Here is a 14,025-nt window from a genome sequence, read left to right as displayed (position 1 = left end):
AACTCTCTTAATACGTCGCCAGCAAGGAGACGAAGGCTAAAAAGGCGACGCCGAAACCGGCCCACGTCACGCGCGAAGTAGCAACAAAACGCAAACGCGCCATGCTGTTCTCAAACAGGGCAATAATCAGCACGCCAGCGACCAGTTTCACCACGGCGATCGCCAGTGCCAGCAGCAAACCGGCGGCGCTAAAGGTGGTCATCTGCCCCCAGGGCAGAAACACGCCAACAAACAGTTGCAGCACCACTAGCTGTTTTAAGCTGATGCCCCACTTCAGCACGGCAAAACCGCTGCCGCTGTACTCAGACAGCGGCCCTTCCTGCAACTCCTGCTCCGCTTCCGCGAGATCAAACGGCAGTTTGCCCATCTCGATAAAGGTGGCGAACGCGCAGGCGCACAGCGCCAGCAACAGAGGAATGCTGCGCGATAGCGGCCAGTGATAAACGGCATTGGTGATATGGCTAATGTGCGTGGAACCGGCGACCAGCGCCGCCACCCACAGGCCAAGCAGCAAAATCGGCTCGACCAGCACACCGAGCATCGCTTCACGGCTCGCGCCTAGCCCGGTAAACGGGCTGCCGGTATCAAGCCCGGCGATGGCAAAGAAAAAGCGGGCAATGGCGAACAGGTAAATCAGCGTGATCAGATCGCCCAGTTCCGGCAGCGGCGAGGCAATCGTCACCACCGGTAACGCGGTCGCGACGGTCAACATGACGCCCACCATCACAAACGGTGTCAGGCGAAATACCCAGCCCGACGCCGCCGGAGCAATACTTTGCCGTCCCAGCAGTTTCAGCAGATCGCGGTATTCCTGCAGCACGCCCGGCCCGCGCCGGTTGTGTAAACGCGCACGCACCACGCGGCTGATGCCGGAAAGCAGCGGCGCTGCGGCAAACAACACCAGCGCCTGGAGTAAAGCAAACAGAAAACTCATCATCAGGCTCCTCGTGAAATCACCACTACCACCAGCACCGCCAGCTCAATCAGCGCCAGCCGGCGAAACAGCACCGGCGCGCTATCACCGTGCCAGCCGGGGACAGGAAGCCGGGGCTCCAGCCATTTGCGCAGCTTCAGCACCGGGGCAAAGGCCGCTTTCACCGGCATGGCGAAACCATGCGCGGTAATCACCATTGATCTTTCGTGATCGTAACCGCACACCCAGGCGCTACCGCGACGGCGGGCAGGCAGGCGATCGCCTTTAAACAGCATCATCAGCAGCAACGGCAGCAGCGGCGTGGCAATCAGCAACAGCGCAATCATCGGTTGCGACACCACGGTATTTGCCGTTTGCAACGGCAACGGTACGGCGGCAAACAGGCGCGGCATCAGCCACGGCGCGGCAACACCGCCAATAACGCAACAAATGGCCAGCGCGGCGACCACGCCAGTCATTAACCAGGGAATGGAACGTGGGTTTTCCGCCTGAGCGCTACGCGGCGCGCCAAGAAAAGTGACGCCATAGACTTTCGCCATGCACATCACCGCCAGCGCGCCGGTAATTGCCAGGCCAACCGCCAGCAGCGGCCCCAGCAGTTGCAGCAGGAAATGACCGCTGGCGCTTAAACTAAAGAAGGATTGATAAATCACCCACTCACCGGCAAAACCGTTGAGCGGCGGCAGCGCCGCCATCGCCATCAGCCCGACCAGCATTGCCAGCGAGATAACCGGCATCTTTTTACCGATGCCGCCCAGTTTTTCGATATCGCGATAACCAGTGCCAAACCACAGTGTCCCCGCGCCGAGAAACAGCGTGCTTTTAAACAGACTGTGGTTGAAAAGGTGATACAGGCCGCCGGTCAGCCCCAGCGCCAGAAGAACAGGTTGCTGCAGCGCAAGGCCGGTCACGCCAGCGCCCAGGCCGAGCAGAATAATGCCGATGTTCTCCAGCGTGTGGTATGCCAGCAGGCGCTGGATATTATGCTCCATCAAGGCATACAGCCCGCCAACAAAGGCAGTCATGATGCCGAATACCAGCAGCGCAACGCCCCACCACAGCGGCGGTTGGCCGCCGAGCAGTGAAAGGCTCAAAATGCCGAACAAACCGACTTTCATCACCACCGTGGAAAACAGCGCCGCCGCCGGTGCGGGCGCAGTGGCATGCGCCTGCGGCACCCAGGCATGCAGCGGAATAATCCCGGCCAGCAGGCCAAACCCGATCACCCCGAGCAGCCAGATGTCGCTGTCGAGCGCGTGGGTGGCGAGCAGGGCAAAATCCAGCGTCTGGTAACGCTGCCACAGCAGCCAGCAGGCCACCGCCAGCAGTACCGTACCGAAGCGACCCATGACAAACCACAGCTTGCCGGATTTGCTACAGCCGGTGAGGAACACCGCGCTCAACGCCATGATTTCCGCCATGATCACCAGTGCGCCGACGTTTGCCGCGCTCACCGCGCACAGCGCCGCAGCCAGCAGCAAGTTCATCAGCAAACCGTTGGCTTTCACTGCTTCATGATGATGCCAGTAAATGGAGAACAGGCTAACGAAACCGCCGCAAACGCCGAGCGTTATCAGCCATATGGCACTCAGTGGAGTGACCAGAATGTGATACTGAATCAGCGGTATCATGCCGCTCACCGTAACGGTGTCTGTTAACGCCATCACGCCACAGGCCGCTGTCATTGCGCAGCCGATAGCGCCGCCAAGCCCGGCAAACAGACCGCTTAACGCTTTAAACGGCATAAACAGATAGGCCAACATGGCGGCGCAAGTAAGCACCGCGACAGCAGCGCTTAACAAAGAGAGGATAGTCATTTCGCGCTCCGGTTTAGCTGCGTATACAGCGATAAATCGCCGTAATCTGTATTGAGGGTTTGCTCGCGTTTGCGACGGCTGGCTCTGGCGATATCCCGGTTATTAACCAGATGCAGTGCCTTGGTCGGGCACATCCGCACACAGGCCGGGCCTTCTGCATCGAAGTGGCAGAGATCGCACTTCACCGCAATGGCCCGCACACCGGGTACCCAGTCCAGCAACGTGCTGACTCGCGCGGGTGCAGGCGGCGCGGCGGGCGCTTTGGGCGAGTTAACATTGGCGGGAATATCCAGCGGGCGGCTACCGGAAAACTCAATCGCGCCGAAAGGACACGCAATCGCGCACAGCTTGCAGCTGACGCACAAGCTTTCATTTAACTGCACCGCGCCATCAACGCGGTTGATCGCGTTTACCGGACAAACGCCCGCACACGGCGCGTCTTCACAGTGGTGGCACTGCTGCGGCGCGGACTCTTTTTCGCTGCGCATCACACGCAGCCGCGGCATCGCCTGCAGGCCATGCGCACGGTGCGTTTCGGCGCAGGCAGCCTCGCAGGTATGGCACCCAATACATAACGCCGAATCGGCAATTACAAAACGGTTCACCAGCAAATCCTCAGGTGATTCACCCTGGTTACGGGCGGTCATTTATGACGAAACGTGTCGCGCGATGTGTCACTTCGACACATGTCGACACCCAAACTCAGGCCAGCGCAGGCGCGTGTGCGTGGCTGGCAAGCGTGGTGAGATTGACCGGCGTATCCGCTTCCATTGCGGCATACAGGTTGTCGTAAACGGCGGCGATTTTGCCGAGATAATGCTCCAGCACTTTTTCGCGATCGCGCACGCTGAACGCGCCATCGACCTTGCCATCGCTGGAGAGCTGCGCTGTGGCAATCACGCGCCGCTCATCGCTCTCTTTATTGGCAATCGCATATTCAATGGTGTGACCGTTAAAGCCGCCGGTCAGGGTGATATAAACGGTGAAGTGTTCGAACAGCACAAAGCAGAGTTGCTGTTCCGGCGCGCAGCCGATGGCGTGATGCAACCGCGCTTTGGAGAGCGTAACGCCCTGAACTAACGCGTTACAGTAGCTACGCCACTCTTCCTGCAGGCGATGATGCCGCCCGGCAATGTAATCTGCCTTTTCGCTAATTTCCCAAATGGTCATGTCTGCTTACCCGGTTAATGAAAAACAACGGCGGTAAAGCATCATCCATGCCAAATTTTAACTTATTGATTTTTAAAAATATAAAAACCAAACACTCCCCCTTTCGACGTGTCATCTCGACATTGTCGACATCGTCACCGTGTCAAAATGCGTAATGGCACTCTTATTGCATTAAGGGCGCAAAGTCATCAGGAGGCGTTATGCACGAAATCACCCTCTGCCAGCGTGCGCTGGAAATTATTGAACAACAGGCGTCAGCAAACGGCGCGCGTCGGGTCACCGGCGTGTGGCTGAAAGTCGGCGCATTTTCTTGTGTAGAAACGGAAGCTTTAACGTTTTGTTTTGATCTGGTTTGCCGTGGCAGCCTGGCGGAAGGTTGTACACTGCACATCGAACAACAACAGGCGGAATGCTGGTGCGAGTCCTGCCAACAGTATGTGACGTTACTTACCCAGCGAGTGCGCCGCTGCCCGCAGTGCCACAGCGACCAGTTGCAGATTGTCGCCGATGACGGCATGCAAATTCAGCGACTGGAAATTGAGGAGTAAACAATGTGTACAACATGTGGTTGTCAGGACGGTAACCTTTATATTGAGGGGGATGAACATAATCCGCACTCGGCGTTTCGCGGTGCGCCGTTCTCCCCTGCTGCCCGCCCGGCGCTGAAAATCACCGGTATCAAAACCGACGATTTTCGTCCCACGCAACTGGCACACGGCGACCTGCATTATGGTCACGGTGAAGCCGGTACCCACGCTCCCGGCATGAGCCAGCGCCGGATGGTGGAAGTGGAGATCGACGTACTGGAGAAAAATAACCAAATCGCCGCCCGTAACCGCGCCCGCTTCGCCGCTTCGCAACACCTGGTGCTGAACCTGGTTTCCAGCCCCGGTTCCGGCAAAACCACCCTGCTTACCGAGACCCTCATACGCCTGAAAACGCGCGTTCCTTGCGCGGTGATCGAAGGCGATCAGCAAACGGTTAACGATGCCGCGCGAATTCGCGCCACCGGCACCCCGGCGATTCAGGTCAATACCGGTAAAGGCTGCCATCTTGATGCGCAGATGATTGCCGACGCCGCACCGCGCCTGGCGCTGGAAAATCGCGGCATTCTGTTTATCGAAAACGTTGGCAATCTGGTGTGTCCGGCGGGTTTCGACCTTGGCGAGCGTCATAAAGTGGCGGTGCTGTCGGTCACAGAAGGTGAAGACAAGCCTCTGAAATATCCGCATATGTTCGCCGCCGCCTCGCTAATGCTGCTCAATAAAGTGGATTTGCTGCCTTACCTCGATTTTAACGTCGAGCAGTGCATCGCCTATGCCCGTGAAGTGAACCCGACCATTGAAATCATGTTGATTTCCGCCACCAAAGGCGACGGGATGGAAGCCTGGCTTGACTGGCTGGAGACGCAACGATGTGTATAGGCGTACCGGGGCAAATTTGCGCCATTGATGGCCTGCAAGCCAAAGTGGATGTCAGCGGCATTCAGCGCGATGTCGATTTAACGCTGGTCGGCAGCACGGACGAAAACGGACAGTCGCGCCTCGGCCAGTGGGTGCTGGTGCATGTCGGCTTCGCCATGAGCGTGATTAACGAAGAAGAGGCGCTGGATACGCTGGCGGCGCTGCAAAACATGTTCGATGTCGAACCCGATGTCGGCGCGCTGCTTTACGGCGAGGAGAAATAATGCGTTTTGTCGACGAATACCGCGCCCCGGAACAGGTGATGCAACTGATTGATCACCTGCGTGAACGGGCTGCGCACCTCTCTTACACCGCCGCGCGCCCGTTGCGCATTATGGAGGTGTGCGGCGGACACACGCACGCTATTTTCAAGTTTGGCCTCGACCAGTTACTGCCGGAAAACATTGAGTTTATTCATGGCCCCGGTTGCCCGGTCTGCGTATTACCGATGGGGCGAATTGATACCTGCGTGGAGATAGCCCAGCACCCGGAGGTGATTTTCTGCACCTTTGGCGACGCCATTCGCGTGCCGGGGAAAAACGGTTCGCTGTTGCAAGCGAAAGCGCGCGGCGCGGATGTGCGGATTGTCTATTCGCCAATGGATGCGCTGGCGCTGGCGGAAAAAAATCCGCAGCGCAAAGTGGTGTTCTTCGGTCTGGGGTTCGAAACCACCATGCCCGCCACCGCCATTACGTTGCAGCAGGCAAAAGCCCGTAACCTTGATAACTTCTGGTTTTTCTGCCAGCACATTACGCTGATCCCCACGCTGCGCAGCCTGCTGGAGCAGCCGGACAACGGCATCGACGCGTTTCTCGCACCGGGCCATGTCAGCATGGTGATCGGCACCGACGCCTATACCTTTATCGCCGATACTTATCAGCGCCCGCTGGTGGTCGCCGGGTTTGAACCGCTCGATCTATTGCAGGGCGTAGTGATGCTGGTTGAGCAGAAAATCGCCGCCCACAGCAAGGTGGAAAACCAGTATCGCCGTGTGGTGCCGGACGAAGGCAACCGGCTGGCCCAGGCCGCTATCGCCGAGGTGTTTACCGTACGCGGCAACAGCGAGTGGCGCGGCCTGGGCATGATTGGCGAATCCGGTGTGCATCTGACTGACGCGTATCAGCGCTTTGACGCCGAAGCCCATTTTCACCCGGTTGAACAGCAAGTGTATGACGATCCGCGCGCCCGCTGCGGTGACGTGCTGACTGGCCGCTGTAAACCGCACCAGTGCCCGCTGTTCGGTAACACCTGTAACCCGCAAAGCGCGTTCGGCGCACTGATGGTTTCATCAGAAGGTGCCTGCGCGGCCTGGTATCAATACCGTGCTCAGGAGTGTGAAGCATGAATGAAGTACAGATGGCGCACGGCAGCGGCGGCCAGGCCATGCAGCAGCTTATCAGCCAGCTTTTTATGGACGCGTTCGCCAACCCCTGGCTTGCAGAACAGGAAGATCAGGCGCGTATCCATTTGGCCGAGCTTACGGCAGGTGGCGATCGGTTGGCGTTTTCCACCGACAGCTACGTTATCGATCCGCTGTTCTTTCCCGGCGGCAATATCGGCAAGCTGGCGGTGTGCGGCACGGCAAATGACATTGCCGTGAGCGGCGCAACACCACGCTTTCTCTCCTGCGGCTTTATTCTTGAAGAGGGATTGCCAATAGCCACCCTGAAAACGCTTGTCGAGAGCATGGCCGATACCGCCCGCAGCGCCGGTATCGCGATTGTCACCGGCGATACCAAAGTGGTGCAGCGCGGCGCAGCCGATAAGGTGTTTATCAATACCGCCGGCATTGGCGCGATCCCGGCCTCTATTCACTGGGCAGCAGCATCGCTGCAACCCGGCGATGTGCTGCTGGCAAGCGGCACCCTGGGCGATCACGGCGCAACCATCCTTAACCTGCGTGAAGGCTTAGGGCTGGATGGCGAGCTGACCAGCGATTGCGCGGTGCTGACGCCGTTGATTAGCCAACTGCGCGAGCTTCCCGGCGTAAAAGCCCTGCGCGACGCCACGCGCGGCGGCGTTAACGCGGTGGTACATGAGTTTGCTGCCGCCTGCGGTTACGGCATTGAGTTAAATGAACGAGATTTACCGGTAAAACCGGCGGTACGTGGCGTTTGCGAACTGCTGGGGCTGGATGCACTGAATTTTGCCAACGAAGGCAAACTGGTGATTGCCGTTCAGCGCGAAGCCGCAGAGCAGGCGCTGGCACAATTACGCGCTCACCCGTTAGGGCGCGACGCCGCCATAATTGGCGAAGTGGTCGACCGCAAAGGCGTTCGTCTGACAGGCCTTTATGGAGTGAAGCGCCTGCTGGATTTGCCCCATGCCGAGCCCTTACCACGGATTTGTTAACTTTTTATTTTTATTACTTTTTTCACACCTTCAGCGTGTGTTCCTGGAAAAGCAAAATGTCGTATACACCGATGAGCGATCTCGGGCAACAAGGATTGTTTGATATAACACGGATGTTATTACAGCAACCCGATATGGCCGCGCTTTGTGAAACGTTAACCCGATTGACCCGCCAGGCAGGTCTCGCCGATAACGCCGCGATTGTGCTGTGGCATGCCGACAGCCACCTCGCCAGCCGTTACGCCGTGCAAGGTCCCGACAACAGTGCCCGATATAACGACCAGGCGCTGCTGGCAGGCGGCCCGGTGCGGCATATTCTCTCTCACCCGCAGGCGCTGCGCTGCACCGCGCAACTCTTTAGCGAGACCTGGCCCGCCATTGCCGAAAGCCGGATCTACCCGGCATTCGCCCATTACAGCTTGCTGCCGCTCGCTGCTGAAGGGCAGATATTTGGCGGCTGCGAATTTTTTCGCACCAGCGACAGGCCATGGAGTGACAAAGAGACCGAGCGCCTGCATACGCTGACACAAATCGTCGCCGTTGTCGCCGAGCAGTTGCAAAGCCGCGAGCATCCCACGCCAGACTACGAACTCTTGTGCCAGGAGCGCGACGATTTTCGCATTCTGGTGGCCATCACCAATGCGGTACTCTCCCGGCTGCATATGGATGAACTGGTCAGCGAAGTGGCGAAAGAGATCCACTACTACTTCGGCATTGATGCCATAAGTCTGGTGCTGCGCGGCAGCCGCAAGGGCAAACTGACCATCTACTCGACGCATTATCTGGATGAAGCCGACCCCGCCCATGAAACGCAGGAAGTCGACGAACAGGGAACGCTGACCGAGCGGGTATTTAACAGCCAGGAGATGCTGCTGATTAATCTGCATGAGCGTGACAAACTCGCGCCCTACGAGCGGATGCTGTTTGAAACCTGGGGCAACAACATTCAGACCCTGTGTCTGCTGCCACTGATGTCGGGGAAAAATCTGCTGGGCGTGCTGAAACTGGCGCAGTGCCAGAAAGAGGTGTTTACCCCGGCGAACCTGAAACTGCTGCGCCAGATTGCCGAACGTATCGCCATTGCCGTGGATAATGCGCTGGCCTACCAGGAGATCCACCGTCTGAAAGAGCGGCTGGTGGATGAGAACCTCGCGCTTACCGAACAACTTAATAATGTCGACAGCGAGTTTGGCGAGATTATCGGGCGCAGCGATGCGATGTACCGCGTGCTCAAGCAGGTTGAGATGGTGGCGCAGAGCAACAGCACGGTGCTGATCCTGGGCGAAACCGGCACCGGCAAAGAGCTTATCGCGCGCGCCATTCATAACCTTAGCGACCGCAACAGCCGCCGGATGGTGAAGATGAACTGCGCGGCGATGCCCGCCGGGCTGCTGGAAAGCGATCTGTTTGGTCACGAGCGCGGCGCGTTTACCGGCGCCAGCGCCCAGCGCATCGGGCGTTTTGAACTGGCGGATAAAAGCTCGCTGTTTCTTGATGAAGTGGGCGATATGCCGCTTGAGCTACAACCCAAGCTGCTGCGCGTGTTGCAGGAGCAGGAGTTTGAGCGCCTCGGCAGCAACAAGCTGATCCAGACCGATGTCAGGCTTATCGCCGCCACCAACCGCGATCTTAAACAGATGGTCGCCGATCGGGAATTTCGCAGCGATCTCTACTATCGCCTGAATGTATTTCCTATCCACCTGCCGCCGCTGCGCGAACGCCCGGAAGACATTCCGCTGCTGGTGAAAGCCTTCACCTTTAAAATCGCGCGCAAAATGGGGCGCAATATCGACAGCATCCCGGCGGAAACCTTGCGCGTGCTGAGTGCGATGGAGTGGCCGGGCAATGTGCGTGAGCTGGAGAACGTGATCGAGCGTGCGGTGCTGCTCACGCGCGGCAACGTGCTGCAACTCTCAATGGCGGAAATCGCCGTGCCGTCCTTCGCGCCTGAAACGCCCGCCGAAGTGGCGCGCGAAGGGGAAGATGAGTATCAACTGATTGTGCGCGTGCTGCGGGAAACCAACGGCGTGGTCGCCGGGCCAAAAGGCGCGGCGCAGCGGCTGGGGCTCAAACGCACCACGCTGCTCTCCAGAATGAAACGATTAGGTATTGATAAAGAGGCGTTATAGCCGCAGACCCGACGGGCGTTCGCACGTCGGGCATTTCATTTCACATCATTAAAATCCCACAACCCCATCCGGCAAACGCGTAACCCGCCTTCGTTTCCTGCCTTCACCGAATAAACTCCCTGCTTACTCACCCGCTATTTGCGCCGGTACTTTTCCGGCAGCTCCGGTACCGGGCGCTTATCATCAAGCAAATGGCGCACCGTCAGTATCGGGTGACGCCACAGCATGCGCGGCCCCGCCCAGCGCATAATTTGTTTCATCTCTTCGCGTTTCGCAGGCTGGTAACAGTGTACCGGGCACTGTTTGCAGGCCGGTTTCTCTTCGCCAAACACGCATTTATCCAGCCGCTTTTCCGCATAAGCGTACAAATCCGCATAGTGCGCCGCGCTGCTTACCGCATCCGGGCAGGCGCGCTGATAAAGGGCAATCATTTTGCGGATAGTCAGTTTTTCTCGCAGGATCCGGGGGCCAGCCATACACGTCACCAATAGTTAAGATGCATAAATAATACAACTTAATGAAATCGCAAAAAACCACGCCCGCCGCGTTTTTATGTAAAGGTCAGACCTCGTATGCCGATACCTGTTTACCCCCTTCTGCTGACGATGACGAGATGGAGCCGTCATAACAAACGGCGCAGACCTTAAGGACACCCATGAAATCTTTTTTCTCCCCCTGGCGCTGCTCACGCTGACGATGACCGGAGCCGCAAAAGCGCAAACGCTGACAGAAAGTCTGCTGCGTTGCGATAGCACTTTTTTCAGTGAACTCTACAAACAGCGAGCCACACTGGCGCACACCGCGCCACTGGTGACAGATAAGCAACATCACGCCTGGTTTGCCGAGCCGAAAGACGACTCCGGTATCGTCTGGTTTAGCAAGCCGCTGCGCATAAATCAGCTCACCATTTCTGGCTTTGACAGATCTCAAGAGTCACTGGGTAAATTGGGCGATTATTACTTCTGGGGGTGGATTATCGAAGAGCCCCTCTCTGCGGTGATAGCGGCGTTGCCTGACGTTCACTGGCAAAAAGTCACTGACGGGTATTACGGCAATCCGCTGATCAAACGCGCCGGCGAGACAACATGGCGGGTCAACAAAACTGCCGTCAGCAGTATTGCCCCGGCTGCAGATAGCGTGGAAAAACTCGCCATGCTGGAAGTGAGTGAAGGCAAAACCTTTTTGCGCTGCTCAATTCAGGGTCATGTGAGCAATGAGGATTTACTGGCGGTGCGCCCGGATCTGCAAGGAAAGCAAAAATGAAAAAATCCCTCTGTCTTGTTACCGCGCTGCTGCTGATGTCCGGCTGCGCCAGCCATCCCAGGAGCACTGATGCACAAACGGCAACGCCGCCCAAACAGGTCGTTAAGTTCGTGACACTCAGCAGCGGCATTAGCTATCTGGATTTTCGTGCCATTTCCCTTTACGACGGCAATCCCTATTTGCGCCGTATTGACGTGATTCATAACTACACCGAAGGCATGCCGGTGAAAAAGGATCCGCTGATGGTGATTCGCAGTGAACGCCAGAGCCTGGTAGTGAACTGTGATACGCACCAATTCGCCCATGTGCATAAACTCTTCTTTTCAGAGCCTTTTGCCACTGGCGACAAAATCGCCCGCATGAACACGCCCGGACAGTGGCAGGATTACCCGCCAACATCCTTAATCGGCCTGACGGCAGGCTTACTGTGTAAGCTCCCGGTGGAGCGCCTGGTCGCAGAGCCCGAACGCGATACGCAAACACCGCTGTTATACACGCTGATACAGAACGGCGCGTAGTCGCACACAATCGGGATACAGTGATCCCTTGCAATAGCGGGTGGATGGCGCAGGACGCCATCGCCCACTTTTTGCAGGAGACACTTATGTCATCGATTGAAAACCCGCAACGCCGCCTGCTGTTGCAGGCTACTGCCGCAAGCCTGGCCGCACTGGAACTGGGGCTAAACGCCCTTCCCGCCCACGCCAGCGCACCGCCCGCCGCACTCACCGCCGCACCGCGCAACCTGACGCCGCTACCGCCCATTAAGCAGATTGACGCAGGCGTGCTGAATATCGGGTATATCGACACCGGGCCGGTAAACGGCGAACCGGTGCTGCTTCTGCACGGCTGGCCGTATGACATCTACAGCTTTGCCGATGTGATCCCGCGCCTTACCCGCGCCGGGTTTCGCGTGCTGGTACCCTGGTTGCGCGGCTATGGCAGTACCACATTTTTATCTGCCGATACACCGCGCAACGGCCAGCAGGCGGCACTCGCCGTCGATGCTATCGCCTTTCTCGACGCGCTCGACATTAAACAGGCAGTGATTGGCGGTTTTGACTGGGGCGCGCGTACCGCCAATATTCTTGCCGCACTGTGGCCGCAGCGCTGCAAAGGGCTGGTTCCGGTAAGCGGTTATTTGATTGGCAGCCAGCAGGCGAACAAAAAACCGCTGCCGCCTGCGGCGGAGCTCGCCTGGTGGTATCAATTCTACTTTGCGACCGAGCGCGGCGAAGCAGGCTATCGGGAACATACCGATGCGTTTGCGAAACTTATCTGGCGAACCGCCTCGCCGCAGTGGCGCTTTAGCGACGCGGAATTTGCCCGCTCGGCGCAGGCATTGCACAACGCCGACCACGTCGCCATTACGTTGCATAACTATCGCTGGCGGCTGGGAATAGTCAGCGGTGAGCACCGTTTCGACGCGCTGGAACAGCAACTGGCAAAGGCGCCGGTGATTACGGTGCCGACCATTACGCTTGAGGGCGATGCTAACGGCGCGCCGCACCCGGATCCCGCCAGCTACGCCGGCAAATTCAGCGGCCGCTACCAGCACCGTACCGCCACCGGCGGCATTGGTCATAACCTGCCGCAAGAAGCGCCCGCGTTTTTTGCGCAGGCGCTTATCGATATTGCCAGGGCTTAAACAGCGCGCGCCTTCGGCTGATTCAGCGAAGGCGCGTTTTCCCTCATGAATGGGCTTCGGCCAGCAGTTTCTGAATAAGTTGCTCCTGCTGTTGATACTCCCCTTCACCAAAGTACATCTGCCGCAGTTGGCCTTTGGCATCAAAATAGTAATGCGCGGGCCAGTACTGGTTCCCAAACGCATTCCAGATGGCGTAGTTATTATCCACCGCCACCGGGAAGCGGATATTCTCTTTTCGCACCACATTTTGCAGTGACTGAATGTTCTTCTCGAACGGGTATTCCGGGGTGTGAACACCAATCACCACCAGCCCCTGGTCGCGGTATTTTTCCGCCCACGCTTTCACGTACGGTAACGTGTGCTGGCAGTTGATACAGTCGAACGTCCAAAAATCCACCAGCACCACTTTGCCCTTCAGCGCCTGCGGGGTGAGTGGTGCCGAGTTAAGCCAGCTCACCGCCCCCGCCAGTGGCGGCATGGTATTGCGTACCACCGGCTCGCTGACCGGCTGCAGCATGACGGCTGGTTGCGGCAACGCCCGCCAACTCAGAAGCTGTTGTTCCAGCCGCGTTGTCCATGTACCCGCCCCCTGCAACGCAGAGCTCGCCCCGCTGCCAATCAGCACGACCGCCCCCAGCATAGCGACACCCGCTCCCTGGCGCAGTCGCTCGCTGAAGGGCAGGCTGGCACGCAGACGAGAAAAAAGTCTATCGCCACACAGCCAGAGCAGCGCCAGCATCGCCGCCGCACCGCTACCGTAGGCCGCCAGCACCAGCGCCGTCTGCCCGTTTGCGCCGTTTAGCATGGAGGTGCTCAATACCGCGCCGAGGATCGGCCCGGCGCACGGTGCCCACAGCAGCCCGACGGATAAGCCCGCCAGCAGTGCTGAAAGCACGCCGCCCGTACGGCGACTGCGGTTATCAAGCCGCTCACCGGCGCGCACAGCAAAGTGCATCACTGTGCTGGCAATGCGCGGTGAAATCAGCGACAACGCCATCACCGCCAGCAGACCGAGCGCCAGCCAGCGCCCCCAGGCGTTGGCCTGAATTATCCACTGCTGCGTGGCGCTCGCCAGCAGCGTCACCAGCGTAAACATCGCCACCATTCCCGCCAGCAGTGCGGCAAGATGACGTTTATCCCGGCCAAAGCTTGCGAACAGCAGCGGAATCACCGGCAGCGTACAGGGGCTGAGCAGCGTCAAACAACCGCCTAAAAAAGCAATGATCACCATAACAGGCTCCTTGATTCG

At 58.2% G+C, this 14,025-nt stretch carries 15 protein-coding genes; 9 read left to right on the top strand and 6 right to left on the bottom strand.

From position 1 onward, the window contains the following. Window positions 1-7 precede the first annotated feature (7 nt). The 4 genes from BN2591_RS20635 to hycA form a co-directional block, all read right to left on the bottom strand. Window positions 8-934 carry a respiratory chain complex I subunit 1 family protein gene (locus BN2591_RS20635; RefSeq protein WP_086873669.1) on the bottom strand — a complete coding sequence of 309 codons (927 nt, stop codon included), beginning with the start codon at window positions 932-934 and terminating at the stop codon, window positions 8-10. A gap of 2 nt (window positions 935-936) precedes the next feature. Continuing rightward, window positions 937-2,751 carry a formate hydrogenlyase subunit 3 gene (hycC, locus tag BN2591_RS20630; RefSeq protein WP_086873668.1) on the bottom strand — a complete coding sequence of 605 codons (1,815 nt, stop codon included), beginning with the start codon at window positions 2,749-2,751 and terminating at the stop codon, window positions 937-939. Further along, a complete protein-coding gene (locus BN2591_RS20625; RefSeq protein WP_086873867.1) occupies window positions 2,748-3,356 on the bottom strand; it encodes a 4Fe-4S dicluster domain-containing protein in 609 nt (202 codons plus the stop codon). The genes hycC and BN2591_RS20625 overlap by 4 nt, the downstream gene beginning before the upstream one ends. A 97-nt stretch (window positions 3,357-3,453) precedes the next feature. Then, entirely contained in the window at window positions 3,454-3,921 is a 468-nt protein-coding gene (hycA, locus tag BN2591_RS20620) for a formate hydrogenlyase regulator HycA (RefSeq protein ID WP_017459269.1), read from the bottom strand. A gap of 200 nt (window positions 3,922-4,121) precedes the next feature. On the opposite strand from hycA, the gene hypA reads away from it, so the two are divergent. From hypA to flhA, 6 genes are read left to right on the top strand one after another with little or no spacing between them, the layout of a single operon-like run. After that, window positions 4,122-4,469, top strand: a complete 348-nt coding sequence (gene hypA, locus BN2591_RS20615; protein WP_045511032.1) for a hydrogenase maturation nickel metallochaperone HypA — start codon at window positions 4,122-4,124, stop codon at window positions 4,467-4,469. A gap of 3 nt (window positions 4,470-4,472) precedes the next feature. Further along, complete coding sequence (gene hypB, locus BN2591_RS20610) at window positions 4,473-5,345, top strand: hydrogenase nickel incorporation protein HypB (protein ID WP_086873667.1); 873 nt, start codon at window positions 4,473-4,475, stop codon at window positions 5,343-5,345. After that, window positions 5,336-5,608 carry a HypC/HybG/HupF family hydrogenase formation chaperone gene (locus BN2591_RS20605; protein WP_017459266.1) on the top strand — a complete coding sequence of 91 codons (273 nt, stop codon included), beginning with the start codon at window positions 5,336-5,338 and terminating at the stop codon, window positions 5,606-5,608. The genes hypB and BN2591_RS20605 overlap by 10 nt, the downstream gene beginning before the upstream one ends. After that, window positions 5,608-6,729, top strand: a complete 1,122-nt coding sequence (gene hypD, locus BN2591_RS20600) for a hydrogenase formation protein HypD (protein WP_086873666.1) — start codon at window positions 5,608-5,610, stop codon at window positions 6,727-6,729. The genes BN2591_RS20605 and hypD overlap by 1 nt, the downstream gene beginning before the upstream one ends. Next, window positions 6,726-7,736, top strand: coding sequence for a hydrogenase expression/formation protein HypE (gene hypE, locus BN2591_RS20595; protein WP_086873665.1), 1,011 nt, complete (start codon window positions 6,726-6,728; stop codon window positions 7,734-7,736). The genes hypD and hypE overlap by 4 nt, the downstream gene beginning before the upstream one ends. A gap of 56 nt (window positions 7,737-7,792) precedes the next feature. Continuing rightward, complete coding sequence (gene flhA / locus BN2591_RS20590; RefSeq protein WP_086873664.1) at window positions 7,793-9,865, top strand: formate hydrogenlyase transcriptional activator FlhA; 2,073 nt, start codon at window positions 7,793-7,795, stop codon at window positions 9,863-9,865. Between the two features lie 134 nt (window positions 9,866-9,999). Here flhA and BN2591_RS20585 read toward each other — a convergent pair whose 3' ends face one another. Then, the gene (locus tag BN2591_RS20585) at window positions 10,000-10,341 is read right to left on the bottom strand and encodes a nitrous oxide-stimulated promoter family protein (RefSeq protein ID WP_086873663.1); all 342 of its coding nucleotides are present in this window, start codon (window positions 10,339-10,341) and stop codon (window positions 10,000-10,002) included. Between the two features lie 220 nt (window positions 10,342-10,561). On the opposite strand from BN2591_RS20585, the gene BN2591_RS20580 reads away from it, so the two are divergent. The 3 genes from BN2591_RS20580 (at window position 10,562) to BN2591_RS20570 (ending at window position 12,776) form a co-directional block, all read left to right on the top strand. Continuing rightward, on the top strand, window positions 10,562-11,128 hold the full coding sequence (locus BN2591_RS20580; RefSeq protein ID WP_086873662.1) for a hypothetical protein: 567 nt from the start codon (window positions 10,562-10,564) through the stop codon (window positions 11,126-11,128). Further along, entirely contained in the window at window positions 11,125-11,646 is a 522-nt protein-coding gene (locus BN2591_RS20575) for a surface-adhesin E family protein (protein WP_086873661.1), read from the top strand. The genes BN2591_RS20580 and BN2591_RS20575 overlap by 4 nt, the downstream gene beginning before the upstream one ends. Window positions 11,647-11,732: 86 nt before the next feature. Further along, a complete protein-coding gene (locus BN2591_RS20570) occupies window positions 11,733-12,776 on the top strand; it encodes an alpha/beta fold hydrolase (protein ID WP_086873660.1) in 1,044 nt (347 codons plus the stop codon). Window positions 12,777-12,819: 43 nt separating this feature from the next. On the opposite strand, the gene BN2591_RS20565 is transcribed toward BN2591_RS20570, so the two are convergent. Further along, window positions 12,820-14,007 carry a cytochrome c biogenesis protein DipZ gene (locus tag BN2591_RS20565; protein WP_086873659.1) on the bottom strand — a complete coding sequence of 396 codons (1,188 nt, stop codon included), beginning with the start codon at window positions 14,005-14,007 and terminating at the stop codon, window positions 12,820-12,822. Window positions 14,008-14,025: the final 18 nt, after the last annotated feature.

This window comes from Kosakonia pseudosacchari (assembly GCF_900184035.1).
Lineage (GTDB): Bacteria > Pseudomonadota > Gammaproteobacteria > Enterobacterales > Enterobacteriaceae > Kosakonia > Kosakonia pseudosacchari.
The sequence above is the reverse complement of the archived record's forward strand: the minus strand, read 5'-3'. Positions and strand labels throughout refer to the sequence as shown.

What these genes read in the sequence shown, in the direction of transcription:
- BN2591_RS20565 (WP_086873659.1), bottom strand. Translation starts at nt 14,007, where the DNA reads ATGGTGATCATTGCTTTTTTAGGCGGTTGTTTGACGCTGCTCAGCCCC.
- hycA (WP_017459269.1), bottom strand. Translation starts at nt 3,921, where the DNA reads ATGACCATTTGGGAAATTAGCGAAAAGGCAGATTACATTGCCGGGCGG.
- hypA (WP_045511032.1), top strand. Translation starts at nt 4,122, where the DNA reads ATGCACGAAATCACCCTCTGCCAGCGTGCGCTGGAAATTATTGAACAA.
- flhA (WP_086873664.1), top strand. Translation starts at nt 7,793, where the DNA reads ATGTCGTATACACCGATGAGCGATCTCGGGCAACAAGGATTGTTTGAT.
- BN2591_RS20635 (WP_086873669.1), bottom strand. Translation starts at nt 934, where the DNA reads ATGAGTTTTCTGTTTGCTTTACTCCAGGCGCTGGTGTTGTTTGCCGCA.
- BN2591_RS20580 (WP_086873662.1), top strand. Translation starts at nt 10,562, where the DNA reads ATGACCGGAGCCGCAAAAGCGCAAACGCTGACAGAAAGTCTGCTGCGT.
- hypD (WP_086873666.1), top strand. Translation starts at nt 5,608, where the DNA reads ATGCGTTTTGTCGACGAATACCGCGCCCCGGAACAGGTGATGCAACTG.
- hypB (WP_086873667.1), top strand. Translation starts at nt 4,473, where the DNA reads ATGTGTACAACATGTGGTTGTCAGGACGGTAACCTTTATATTGAGGGG.
- hycC (WP_086873668.1), bottom strand. Translation starts at nt 2,751, where the DNA reads ATGACTATCCTCTCTTTGTTAAGCGCTGCTGTCGCGGTGCTTACTTGC.
- BN2591_RS20605 (WP_017459266.1), top strand. Translation starts at nt 5,336, where the DNA reads ATGTGTATAGGCGTACCGGGGCAAATTTGCGCCATTGATGGCCTGCAA.
- hypE (WP_086873665.1), top strand. Translation starts at nt 6,726, where the DNA reads ATGAATGAAGTACAGATGGCGCACGGCAGCGGCGGCCAGGCCATGCAG.
- BN2591_RS20575 (WP_086873661.1), top strand. Translation starts at nt 11,125, where the DNA reads ATGAAAAAATCCCTCTGTCTTGTTACCGCGCTGCTGCTGATGTCCGGC.
- BN2591_RS20585 (WP_086873663.1), bottom strand. Translation starts at nt 10,341, where the DNA reads ATGGCTGGCCCCCGGATCCTGCGAGAAAAACTGACTATCCGCAAAATG.
- BN2591_RS20570 (WP_086873660.1), top strand. Translation starts at nt 11,733, where the DNA reads ATGTCATCGATTGAAAACCCGCAACGCCGCCTGCTGTTGCAGGCTACT.